The sequence below is a fragment of the Streptomyces sp. PU-14G genome, assembly GCF_041028275.1.
In the GTDB taxonomy this organism is placed as follows: domain Bacteria; phylum Actinomycetota; class Actinomycetes; order Streptomycetales; family Streptomycetaceae; genus Streptomyces.
In genome coordinates this window covers 1-12297 of sequence record NZ_JASKYT010000046.1, presented here as the reverse complement: position 1 = coordinate 12297, position 12297 = coordinate 1, and the positions used below count along the sequence as shown (strand labels likewise).

General features: G+C 72.3%; 9 protein-coding genes. 8 read left to right on the top strand and 1 reads right to left on the bottom strand.

Features of this window, described 5'->3' with window-relative positions; genetic code table 11:
* The first annotated feature begins 4 nt into the window (after positions 1 to 4).
* Positions 5 to 718: an endonuclease V gene (locus AB8Z75_RS08440; protein ID WP_369200781.1), complete on the top strand. Its 714-nt coding sequence runs from the start codon at positions 5 to 7 to the stop codon at positions 716 to 718.
* A 41-nt stretch (positions 719 to 759) separates the two neighbouring features.
* On the opposite strand, the gene AB8Z75_RS08435 is transcribed toward AB8Z75_RS08440, so the two are convergent.
* On the bottom strand, positions 760 to 2004 hold the full coding sequence (locus AB8Z75_RS08435; protein WP_369200780.1) for an MFS transporter: 1245 nt from the start codon (positions 2002 to 2004) through the stop codon (positions 760 to 762).
* Positions 2005 to 2127: 123 nt separating this feature from the next.
* Here AB8Z75_RS08435 and AB8Z75_RS08430 point away from each other — a divergent pair, with 123 nt between their 5' ends.
* The 7 genes from AB8Z75_RS08430 (at position 2128) to AB8Z75_RS08400 (ending at position 12013) form a co-directional block, all read left to right on the top strand.
* Entirely contained in the window at positions 2128 to 2460 is a 333-nt protein-coding gene (locus AB8Z75_RS08430) for an ArsR/SmtB family transcription factor (RefSeq protein ID WP_369200778.1), read from the top strand.
* Between the two features lie 121 nt (positions 2461 to 2581).
* Positions 2582 to 4477, top strand: a complete 1896-nt coding sequence (locus tag AB8Z75_RS08425; protein WP_369200777.1) for a methylmalonyl-CoA mutase family protein — start codon at positions 2582 to 2584, stop codon at positions 4475 to 4477.
* Positions 4474 to 6846 (top strand): methylmalonyl-CoA mutase, encoded by a 2373-nt coding sequence (scpA, locus tag AB8Z75_RS08420; RefSeq protein WP_369200776.1) that lies wholly within the window; start codon positions 4474 to 4476, stop codon positions 6844 to 6846. The genes AB8Z75_RS08425 and scpA overlap by 4 nt, the downstream gene beginning before the upstream one ends.
* 4 nt (positions 6847 to 6850) lie before the next feature.
* Positions 6851 to 7846 carry a methylmalonyl Co-A mutase-associated GTPase MeaB gene (gene meaB / locus AB8Z75_RS08415; RefSeq protein WP_369200775.1) on the top strand — a complete coding sequence of 332 codons (996 nt, stop codon included), beginning with the start codon at positions 6851 to 6853 and terminating at the stop codon, positions 7844 to 7846.
* Positions 7847 to 7911: 65 nt separating this feature from the next.
* The gene (locus AB8Z75_RS08410; RefSeq protein ID WP_369200774.1) at positions 7912 to 8349 is read left to right on the top strand and encodes an SgcJ/EcaC family oxidoreductase; all 438 of its coding nucleotides are present in this window, start codon (positions 7912 to 7914) and stop codon (positions 8347 to 8349) included.
* A 235-nt stretch (positions 8350 to 8584) separates the two neighbouring features.
* Positions 8585 to 10168, top strand: coding sequence for a GntP family permease (locus AB8Z75_RS08405; RefSeq protein WP_369200773.1), 1584 nt, complete (start codon positions 8585 to 8587; stop codon positions 10166 to 10168).
* Between the two features lie 297 nt (positions 10169 to 10465).
* Positions 10466 to 12013, top strand: a complete 1548-nt coding sequence (locus tag AB8Z75_RS08400; protein ID WP_369200772.1) for an APC family permease — start codon at positions 10466 to 10468, stop codon at positions 12011 to 12013.
* Positions 12014 to 12297: the final 284 nt, after the last annotated feature.

The window sequence follows — 12297 nt, the reverse complement described above, 5'->3', positions numbered from 1 at the left end:
ACCCATGGGGATACGGACCGGGGAACGCCGGGAACGCGGTGGGCCGCACGCCTGGCCCACCACGGAGGCGGAAGCGGTGGCCCTCCAGGAACGGCTGCGCGAGGCCGCCGACCTGACGGCTGAGGGGCCCTCCCCCGACCAGGTGCGCACCGTCGCGGGCGTGGACGTGGCCTACGCGGACGGCGGCGGCCTGGTGGCCGCCGCCGTCGTCCTGGACGCGGCCACCCTCCAGGTCGTGGAGGAGTCCGTACACGCGGGACGCACGGACTTCCCCTACGTTCCCGGGCTGCTGGCCTTCCGGGAACTGCCCTCGGTGACCGCGGCGCTGGACGGCCTGACCTGCCGCCCCGACGTGCTCGTGTGCGACGGCTACGGCATCGCACACCCACGTCGCGCGGGACTCGCCGTCCACCTGGGCGTACTGACCGGCATCCCCTGCTTCGGGGTCGCCAAGACGCCTTTCCTCTTCGACTTCGAGCAACCCGGCCGCGAGCGCGGCTCCTTCTCCCCGCTCACGAGCGAGGGCGAGGAGGTCGGCCGCGCCGTGCGCACCCAGGACGGCGTCAAGCCCGTCTTCGTCTCCGTCGGCAGCGGCATCGGCCTGGAGCACGCGACCGCCCTCACCCTCCGGTTGGCCCCCACCTACCGCCAGCCGGAGACCACCCGCAGGGCCGACCATCTCGCGGGCCGCCACCTGGCGGCAGCCGGCCAGGTGTGAAGGCGGCAGCCGGCCAGGCGTGAAGGGGAGGGCGAGGCGGGTCACACCGTGGTCTCTTCCGGGTCGGCCGAGGCCGATGCCGGTGTCGTCGGCGTTGGTGTCGTCGTCGGCGGCGGCGTCGTCGGCGGCGGCGTCGTCGGCGCGGTCGCGGCCGAGCGACGCGCGGTGACCAGATGCCACAGCAGGGCCACAGCCGTGACGCCGGCCGCCACCGGCCCCAGTTCGGCGGGGGCGAGCCCGAACCCCTCCTGCGCCAGCCCGCCGAGGCCGCCGCCGAGGGCGATGCCGACGTAGAGCGCCGCGGAGTTGAGACCGAGGAGGACCGGCGCCGCCGCGGAGCCGAGGGCGACGAGGCGGTGCTGCTGCGGGACGACGACGATGCCGAGGGTCACGCCCCAGACCGCCGCCCAGACCAGGGCAGGCGCGAGGGCACGGACCGCCAGCGGGGTCAGCGCCAGGGCGGCAGTCGCGAGGGCGAGGGTGCCGGTGAGGACGCGGGCGGAGTCGTGGCGGTCGACCAGGCGCCCTGCGGTGATGTTCCCGGCCAGGATGCCCACACCCCAGGCCAGCAGGGTCCAGATCAGGAGCGACTGGTCGCCGCCGGTGGCCTTTCGCAGGGCCGGGGCGATGTACGTGTAGAGGGTGTAGGCGCCCAGGAAGGCCAGCGAGGTGACCGCCAACAGCGCCAGCACGCGGCCCTGCTTGAGCGGACCCAGGCGGTCGGGCAGTGAGGCGGCGGGGAGTGTCACCCGGGGCAGGCCGACAGCGATGCCGCCGGCCGCCAGCAGGCCGACCCCGGCGACGGCCCACAGGGTGAGGTGCCAGTCGGCGCGACCGATCAGCGTGCCGAGCGGCAGCCCCAGCGCGGTCGCCAGGGTCAGGCCGCCCAGCACGAAGGCCAGCGCTCGGCCTCGGCGGTCCGGTGGAGCGATGGCCGCCGCCGTGCTGGAGGCGGCGGAGTTGATGGTGCCCGCTCCGACGGCGGTGGCGACGCGTGCGGCCATGACCATCGCGTAGCTGGTTCCGAGGGCGGTGGCGGCGTTGCCGGCCACGAACACCCCCAGGGCGATCAGGAGTGCGGCGCGCCGGTTCAGGCCGCTGGTGAGGGCCCCCATCACTGGCGCCGACACCGCCATCACCAGGGCGAAGACCGTCACCAACTGGCCGGCTGCCGCGGTGGATACGCCCAGGTCGTCGGCGATGGAGGGGAGCAGGCCCGCGATGACGTAGCTGTCGGTGCCGACGGCGAACGTCGCCAGGGCCAGGGGGAGGAGCCGTTTCAGCATGGATCGTGCCGCCTTTCCGGAGCACTGCGGAGGTCGGTGACCGGCACTGTAAGCAATGCATGGATGCTTGTCCATGCATCAATGTATGGATAGGCTGGGTACCGTCACGGACGGAGGGAAGCGATGCGTGAGGTGTCCCAGCCGGCGACCGAGGCGATCCGGATGGTGGAGGTGCTGCGTGCGCTGGCCGATCCGGTGCGGCTGGAGATCATCCAACGGCTCGCCGTGACCGGCGAGGAGAGCTGCAACGCCATCGGCGGCGACCTCGACGTCCACCAGACGACGCTCTCCCACCACTACCGGGTGCTGCGCGAGGCGGGTGTCACCTGGACGACCGTCAAGGGCCGCACCCGGCTGATACGGCTGCGCCGCGACGACCTGGACGCGCTGTTCCCCGGCCTGCTCGACTCCGTACTGGCCGGGGACCGCCACACGCGCCCAGCCGCGGAAGGCTGATGCCGCGGGCGTCCGCCCCGGCCCGTCAACCCCACGCGCCGCGGTGCTCCGTTGGACGGAGAGTGCAAGGTCACACCCGTGCCCCCTGCTACTCGCGAGTTGGCTCACCTAATCTGCGGCCATGACGGTCCCGCCTGAAGAAGGGCTTCGTCTCGCTCAGGACTTTCCGGACGCGACACACGAGCAGTGGCAGCAGCTCGTCGCCGGAGTTCTGCGCAAGACGGGAGCGACGGCCTTCGACGACGCCGCGCCCGAGTCCGCCCTCACCACGACGCTCGCCGACGACATCAGGGTGCGCCCCCTCTACACCCGCGACGACGCGGGAGGACCCGCGGGGCTGCCAGGGTTCGCCCCCTTCACCCGCGGTGCGCGCGCCGAGGGCAACACGGCCCGGGGGTGGGACGTACGGCAGCGGCACGCCCGCGCCGACATCGAGGGGACCCGCAGGGCGGTGCTCGACGACCTTTCGAGCGGCGTCGGCTCACTGTGGCTGGCCGTGGGCGCCACCGGGCTGCCCGTCGCCGGGCTGGCGCGGGCTCTGGAGGGCGTCTACCTCGACCTGGCACCCGTCGTACTGGAGCCGGGTGCCGCGTTCGGTCCCGCGTCCGCCGAACTGCTGCGGCTGCGCGGGCAGCTGACCGGCCAAGCAGTGCCCGCGCCCGGCAGCGTGCTGGGCGCCGACCCGCTGGGGCACGCCGCCCGCACGGGCGCCCACGACACGGTGCCCGAGCTGCGCCGGGAGGCCGCCGAGCTGGCGGTGCGCTGCGCCGAGGACGAACAGGGGCTGCGTACCTACGTGGTGGACACGCTCCCCTACCACGAGGCGGGCGGTACCCCCGCGCGGGAGCTGGCGTGTGCGCTGGCCACCGGGGTGGCCTACCTGCGCGACATGACCCGGGCCGGGCTCCAGGTGGCACAGGCCTGTGGCCAACTGGAGTTCCGGTACGCGGCAACCGCCGACCAGTTCACCACCATCGCCACGCTGCGGGCCGCGCGCAGGCTGTGGGCGCGCGTGGCGCAGGCGTGCGGCGCTCCGGCACCCGCCGGAGCCCAGCGGCAGCACGCGGTGACCTCTCCCGTGATGATGACGCGCCGCGACCCGTGGGTGAACATGCTGCGCACGACGGTCGCCACGCTGGCCGCCGGAGTCGGCGGCGCCGACGCGGTCACCGTACTGCCGTTCGATGACGCGCTGGGGCTGCCCGACGCCTTCGCGCGGCGCATCGCCCGCAACACCTCCGCCATCCTCCTGGAGGAGTCCCACTTGGCCGGGGTGATCGACCCCGCGGGCGGCTCCTGGTACGTGGAAACCCTCACCGACGAGCTGGCGCACACGGCGTGGGCGCACTTCCAGGAGATCGAGGCCGCCGGCGGCATGGCCGCCGCACTGCGCGACGGACTGATCGAGCAGCGCCTGCGTGAGAGCTGGGACCTGCGCACCACCGCGCTGGCCCGGCGCAGCGAACCGGTCACCGGCGTCAGCGAGTTCCCCCTGCTGGACGAGCGGCCCGTCACCCGCGAGCCCGCACCGCAGCCGCCCGGCGGGGGGCTGCCCCGCGTGCGCCGGGACGACGCGTACGAGGCGCTGCGCGTCCGCTCGGACAAGCACCTGGAGGCCACCGGGGCGCGCCCGAAACTCTTCCTGGCCGCGCTCGGCCCCGCCGCGGCGCACACGGCCCGCGTCTCCTTCGTCGCCAACCTCGCCCAGGCGGGCGGCATCCAGCCGGTACACGATCCGGTGACGGTGGACGCCGCCACCGTGAGCGCCGCCTTCACCGCCAGCGGCGCCACGGCGGCGTGCCTGTGCTCCAGCGACACGCTCTACGCCGAGGAGGCCGCGCAGGTCGCCACCGCGCTCAAACAGGCGGGCGCGGCGCGGGTGCTCCTCGCGGGGAAGCCGGACGCGGACCGGCGCGAGGCGTACCGGGCCGCCGGTGTCGACGAGTTCGTCCACGCGGGCGGTGACGCCGTCGCCGCCCTCACCTTGCTCCTCGATCGCATGGGGGTCGACGCATGAGCCAGCAGCCGAGCGGAGCGGAACACTCCGCCGCGATCCCGGACTTCACCACCGTCGGCCTCGAAACCGAAGGCGACGGCGACGGCGAGCGCGGCTCCGCCGCCGAGCGGGAACCCGACGGCGAGCGGTGGCGGGAGGCCGTCAAGGAGCGCACCGGGCACTCCGTCGACGACCTGGCGTGGCACACCCCCGAAGGCATCGCCGTCAAGCCCCTCTACACCGAGGAGGACCTCCGCGGCCTCGATTTCCTGGAGACGTACCCGGGCATCGCCCCCTACCTGCGCGGCCCGTACCCGACGATGTACGTCAACCAGCCCTGGACGATCCGCCAGTACGCGGGCTTCTCCACGGCCGAGGAGTCCAACGCCTTCTACCGCCGCAACCTGGCGGCAGGACAGAAGGGCCTCTCGGTCGCCTTCGACCTGCCCACCCACCGCGGCTACGACAGCGACCACCCGCGTGTGACCGGCGACGTCGGCATGGCGGGCGTGGCGATCGACTCGCTCTACGACATGCGGCAGCTCTTCGACGGCATCCCGCTGGACCGGATGACCGTCTCGATGACGATGAACGGCGCCGTCCTGCCGGTGCTGGCGCTCTACATCGTCGCCGCGGAGGAACAGGGCGTACCGACGGAGAAGCTGGCCGGGACCATACAGAACGACATCCTCAAGGAGTTCATGGTCCGCAACACCTACATCTATCCGCCGCAGCCCTCCATGCGGATCATCTCCGACATCTTCGCCTACACCTCGCAGAAGATGCCGCGCTACAACTCCATCTCCATCTCCGGCTACCACATCCAGGAGGCGGGTGCGACGGCCGACCTGGAGCTGGCGTACACGCTGGCCGACGGCGTGGAGTACCTGCGCGCCGGGCTGGACGCGGGCATGGACGTCGACGCGTTCGCTCCCCGCCTGTCGTTCTTCTGGGCGATCGGGATGAACTTCTTCATGGAGGTCGCCAAGCTGCGCGCGGCGCGCCTGCTGTGGGCGAAGCTCGTGGACAAGTTCGAGCCGAAGAACCCCAAGTCCCTCTCGCTGCGCACCCACTCGCAGACCTCGGGCTGGTCGCTGACGGCGCAGGACGTCTTCAACAACGTCACCCGTACGTGTGTCGAGGCGATGGCCGCCACCCAGGGCCACACCCAGTCGCTGCACACCAACGCGCTGGACGAGGCGCTGGCGCTGCCCACCGACTTCTCCGCCCGCATCGCCCGCAACACCCAACTGCTGCTCCAGCAGGAGTCGGGCACCTGCCGGGTGATCGACCCGTGGGGCGGCAGCGCCTACGTGGAGCGGCTCACCCACGACCTGGCGGCGCGGGCCTGGCAGCACATCGAGGAGGTCGAGGCGGCGGGCGGCATGGCCAAGGCCATCGACGCGGGCATTCCCAAGCTGCGCGTGGAGGAGGCCGCGGCCCGCACCCAGGCCCGGATCGACTCGGGACGGCAGCCGGTCATCGGCGTCAACAAGTACCGGGCGGGCAGCGACGAGGAGATCGACGTCCTCAAGGTCGACAACTCCTCGGTCCGCGCCCAGCAGGTGGCCAAGCTGCGGCGGCTGCGGGAAGAACGCGACGAGGACGCCTGCCGCGCCGCGCTGGAGACCCTCACGCGGGCCGCGGGGGCGGCGTCCGGGCCAGGGCTGGAGAACAACCTGCTGGCCCTGGCCGTGGACGCGGCGCGCGCCATGGCCACCGTCGGGGAGATCTCCGAGGCGCTGGAGAAGGTCTACGGGCGGCACTCGGGGCAGATCCGTACGATCTCCGGTGTGTACCGCGAGGAGGCAGGAGTGTCGTCATCCCTGGCCCGCACCCGGGAGGTGGTGGACGCCTTCGAGGAGGCGGAGGGCCGCAGGCCGCGGCTGCTGGTGGCCAAGATGGGCCAGGACGGGCACGACCGGGGCCAGAAGGTGATCGCCACCGCGTTCGCCGACCTCGGCTTCGACGTCGACGTCGGCCCCCTCTTCCAGACCCCGGCCGAAGTGGCACGGCAGGCGGTCGAGGCGGACGCGCACATCGTGGGCGTCTCCTCACTGGCGGCCGGGCACCTGACCCTCGTACCGGCGCTGCGGGAGGAACTGGCGGCGGCCGGGCGCGACGACATCATGATCGTCGTCGGCGGGGTGATCCCGCCCGCCGACATCGAACCGCTGCACGAGGCGGGCGCGACGGCCGTCTTCCCCCCTGGCACGGTCATCCCCGAGGCCGCGTACGACCTGCTGCGCAAGCTGGCCGCCTCGCTAGGCCACGACGAGTTGGCCGAGGCGGCGGAGACGACACCCTCGACGGACTCCGCGGAGCCCGCGGAGGGCGTGGAGGGCGTGGCGGGCTCCGGGGGCTCGGCGGTGGCGGAGGGTAAGGGCTGAGCGCGTGCCCCGGACCATCGACCCCGACGACTACGCGAAGGGCGTACTGGCGGGATCCCGCGCGTACATCGCGCGGGCCATCACGCTGGTGGAGTCCCGCAGGGCCGACCACCGGGAGCAGGCGCAGCAGTTGCTGACGACGCTGCTGCCGCACGCGGGCGGCGCCCGGCGCGTCGGCATCAGCGGCGTACCCGGTGTCGGCAAGTCGACGTTCATCGACGCGCTGGGCACCCTGCTGACCGAGCGCGGCCACCGGGTGGCGGTCCTCGCCGTCGACCCGTCCTCCACCCGGACCGGCGGCTCCATCCTGGGCGACAAGACCCGGATGGAGCGGCTCGCCGTCAACCCGGACGCGTTCGTCCGCCCCTCCCCCACCGCAGGCACGCTCGGCGGCGTCGCGAAGGCCACCCGCGAGACGATGATCGTGATGGAGGCCGCGGGCTACGACGTCGTCCTCGTCGAGACCGTCGGCGTCGGCCAGTCGGAGGCGACCGTCGCCCAGATGGTGGACTCCTTCCTGCTGCTCACCCTCGCCCGCACGGGCGACCAACTCCAGGGCATCAAGAAGGGCGTGCTGGAACTCGCCGACGTACTGGCCGTCAACAAGGCCGACGGCCCGCACGAGCGCGACGCCCGCTCGGCCGCCCGCGAACTGGCGGGCGCGCTGCGGCTGATGCGGTCGGCCGACGCCTCCTGGACGCCGCCCGTCCTCACGTGCAGCGGCCAGGAGGGCACCGGGCTCGACGAGGTGTGGGAGCGCGTCGAGAGGCACCGCGCCGTCCAGGAGTCCACCGGGGAACTGGCCGCCAAGCGCCGGGACCAGCAGGTCGAGTGGGTGTGGTCCATGGTCCGCGACGACCTGCTGGGCCGCCTCGAACAGCACCCCGAGGTACGGCGCCTCGCCCCCCTGCTGGAAGAGCGCGTCCGCGAGGGCTCCCTGACGGCCACACGCGCCGCCCAACGGATCGTGGAGACCTTCGGCTGGGGGCCCGCGGACTGAACCCCCGCTGTGGCCCTCGCCACCCCGCAGGAGGGCCGCCCGGTGTGCGTCGTAGGGTCGTGCTCATGGCCAACCGCCCCAGCACCAGCACGAGTCCGCGCGACGGAGACGACGCCGCACACGCCGAAGAGGACAGGCAACGCATCAGGGAACTCTTCACCGAACTGGAAGCGGCCTTCGCACAGGCCGACGCCGCACGGTTCGACGCGCCGTTCGCCGCAGACGTCGTCTTCACCGCGGTCGACGGAGCGCGTTTCGCCGGCTGGGAAGCGCTCCACGCCTACCACCGGGACCGGCTGAGCACGCCGACCGACGCCATCACCACCTGGTACGAGCTGGAGCACATCGCCTTCCCCGCCCCCGACGTCGCCGTGGTCGCGCTGCGCCAGCCCATCGAGGTGGCCGGCAGCCGCCGCGCCAACGTGGGCACATGGACGCTGATCAAGAGGGACGGCTCGTGGTGGGTCAGCGCCGCGCAGAACACAGGCGTCGCCACTCCTTGAACACGCATCGGTCCGGCCGAAGCCTCGACGGCTCGACGAGCTTCCCGCAGCGGATGACCGTCGACTACGTGCGGGTCACCACCGGCGGCTGACCCGCGCGGGCGCGCAAGAGCCCGAGGCGGGAGAGGGGCACCGGGCCACATCGTGAGACCCCCATTCCCCTCACGGCGTGCCGCGTTGACCATGATCCGGCTGCGGAACATCGGGTTTCCGCAGGTCGGACGGGAGACGAACGATGGACAACCCGGCACCTTTGGTGCACACGGCCATCGCCATCACGGCGGTGGTCGTGCTCATCCTCAAAGCGAAGGTCAACCCCGCGCTGGCGCTCGTACTCGGCGCCGTCTACCTCGGCCTCGCCGGCGGCCTGGGCGCCGCACGCACGCTGGAGACCGTCAACAAGGGCTTCGGCGACCTGATGGCCGAGGTGGGCCTCCTCATCGTCCTCGGCGTGCTGCTGGGCACCCTGCTCTCCGCGCTCGGCGCCATCGAGAAGCTGGTCACCCTGCTGCTGCGGACACTGGGCCCCAAGCGGCTTCCCTACTCCTTCGCCGTCACGATGGGCACCGTGCTGCAGTCCATCTTCGCCGATGTGCTGCTCGTGATGACCGCCCCGCTCGCCCGGTCGCTGGGCACCCGCATCGGTCCCGGCGGGCTCGCCCGGATGGCAGCTGCCATGGCACTGGGGGTCGAGGTCGGCATCGCGCTGTCGGTGCCCGGCATCGGCGCGCTGGCCCTGGCGGGCCTGCTGGACATCCCGCTGGGCATCATGCTCCTCTACGGCTTCCCCCTGGCGGCCGTGACCATCCTGCTGACCCTGCTGCTGTTCAGCGCGCTGGTCAAGCGCGGCTTCTGGAACCCGGACCGGGACGAGAGCGCGACCGCCCAGGGGGCCGCGGCCGTACGGGAGGGCGTGGCCGTACGGGAGGGCGTGGCCGCCCAGGAGAGCGCTTCCGCCCATGACGGCGTGACCGCTCATGACGGCGTGACCGCCCATGACGGCGTGACCGCCGACGAGAGCGCGACCGCCCAGGGGGGCGCGGCCGTACGGGAGGGCGTGGCCGTGCACGAGGGTGTGGCGGTGCGCGGCGATGCGGTCGTGCACGAGGGCGCGGGAGTTGGTGGCGCGGCAGTGGCACGCGGTGACGCCGGGGCCGCACGCGGCGACGGCACCGCGCCACCGCTGGGGCTCTCGCTCACGCCGCTGCTGCTGGCCCTCGTCCTGATCGCGGCCGGTGCCTTCGCCCAGGTCGCCGGCTGGAACTCGCCCGTCGTCGGCTTCCTCGGCGACCCGGTCGTCGGGCTGCTGACGGGGCTGATCCTCGCCTGCCTCGTCGCACGCCGCCGCCTGCCCGCCGGGGCGATCGGTGAGGCGTTCGGAGAAGGCTTCCGCACCAGCGGCCAGATCCTGGTACTGACCGGGGTCGGCGGCTCACTGGCCGCCGTGGTGGAGGCGGTGGGGCTGGGCGACCTGATCAAGGACTCGTTCTCGGCCGGCACCTGGGCACCGCTCGCCTTGGTGTGGCTGATCGCCGCCGTCCTGCACATGGCGATCGGTTCGGTCACCACCTCCGCCATCACGGCAGCGGGCATCCTCGCCCCCGTGGCGCCGAGCCTGGACGTCCAGCCGGTGCTGATCGCACTCGCCGCGGGCGCGGGCTCGCTGTTCGCCATCCACGCCACGAGCAACACCTTCTGGCTGTTGCAAACCCTGCTCGGGCAGACGACGCGGGGCACGCTGAAGACGGTCACGCTGACCGTCTCGGGTGCGTCCGTGATCGCGCTGGGACTGATACAGACGGCGAGTCTCGTGATGTGAGAAGCCGGTGTGGGTCGGGGAAACCTGGGAATCGTCGCTACGGTTTCCTCGACCGCCGGAAACCTCTCTGGGGAGGGGCACCGAAAGCCTGGAACAGTGGTCAACGCCTCTTCACGCTACGGATTTCGTCGAATGGAGGTCTTGACTCCACTTCTCCGCAACCGCTTGTATGCGCTGACCGGAACGCGTGTCCGGCACCGCACATCCCGCACCGCGCCCGCGGTGCCGCACCGGAGGCGATACCGCTCCCCCGCCCAGTACGCGCCGTACCTCCGTACGCAGTACGAACGGAACCGCATGACCGACACCCACGAAGACACCAGCCGGCCCCGGCTCACCCGCTCGATAGGCGTCGTGGGCGGCACACTCCTCACCCTGTCCTGCCTGACTCCGGCCTCGTCACTTTTCGTGATCGTGCCGGATTCCTTCGGCGCCCTCGGTACGGGAACGGCCCTCACCCTCGCCATCGCCGCGCTGCTGTGCGTCGGCGTCGCCTTCACCTACTCCGAACTCGGCACGCTCATCCCGTCCTCCGGCGGCGAGTACGCCATGGTCGGCACCCTGATGGGCAGGCTGGCGGGCTGGCTGGTCTTCGTCCTGTCGCTGATCGTCGTCATGATCGTGCCGCCCATCATCGCCCTGGGCACCGCGGACTACCTCGCCCCTCTCGTGCAGCTCGACCCGCGCGTCGCGGCTGCCTCCGTGATGCTGCTGTCCACCGCCATGGGCCTGCTCGACCTGCGGGCCAACGCCTGGATCACCGGGATCTTCCTGGCGCTGGAGGTGGTGGGCGCCGCCATCGTCGCCTTCCTCGGCTTCACCCACACCCAACGCCCCGCCTCCGTCCTCCTCCACCCCGTCATGGACTCAGGACACGGCCACACCAGCCCCGTCACGGCCGGTCTGATCGTCACGGGCCTGGCCACCGCGCTGTTCATCCTCCAGGGCTTCACCACCGCCGTGTACCTGGCCGAGGAGATGGAGAACCCGCGCCGCACCGTCTCCCGCACCGTGCTGTGGACGCTGAGCATCGGCTTCGCCATCGTCATCGTCCCCGTCGTCGCCATCACCCTGGGCGCCCCCGACCTGCACGCCCTCGCGGGCGGCGACATCGCGGGCATGGTCCAGCAGTGGAGCAACTCCGCCGTCGGCACGTTCATCAGCCTCTGCATCGCGCTGGCCATCGTCAACGCCGCGATCGTCATGGTGATCCAGAACTCCCGCGTCGTCTTCGCCTCCGCCCGCGACGCCGCCTGGCCGAGCCCGGTCAACCGCGCGCTCTCCCGGTTGGGCACGCGGTTCGCCTCGCCGTGGGTGGCCACCCTCGTGGTCGGACTGCCCGGAGCCGTCCTGTGCTTCGTCAACCTCGACGTACTCAACGAGGTGACCGGCGTGGCGGTGGCCGGGATGTACGTCTTCGTCGCGCTCGGTGCGCTGGCCGCCCGACGGGACGCCTTCAAACACCGGGCGGCCTGGCGGATGCCGCTGTGGCCCGTCCTGCCCGCGGTCCTGATGGCCGCGCTGCTCTGGGTCCTGTACCAGCAGAGCGCCGAGAGCCTCGCCATCACCGGGGGCATCGTCGTCCTCGCCGCCCTCTACTGGGCCTGCTACCTGCGACCGCGCCAGGCCACGCACTGGGTCATCTCCGTCCCCGAGGAGGAGTACGCCGGCACGGGTTCCGGTGACCGCACCGGAGACGACCCCCAGGGCTCCCGGAACTCGCAGAGCCGCCAGGACTCCCCGTGCCGCCAGAACTCCCCGGGTCGCCAGGGCGCTCAGAGCCCTCAGAGCCCTCGGAGCCCTCAGGGCGATGCCGGCCACGACGAGCCCCTCCAGAACGTCTGACCCTCGCCCCTCTCTCCTCTTCCGGGTCCGCTCTGTCCGGAACTGTTCTGACCTGATCTTCTGTGACAGAAGCAAGACGGGGATCGATCACCTCGCCCCCCTCGGTGACCGGTAGGGTCTCCTACGCACCGGCGGGGGAACGGTCGTTCTCCATGGCTTCGCGTCCTCCCGCTGCCCGCGCACGCGCTTGCGCCGCACACCGAGGAGGGGAGCCATGTCCTACCCGAGCCCGCCCGACAGTCCCGGCAACGCCGGGTCGTACGGGCAACGACCACCCGTCCCGC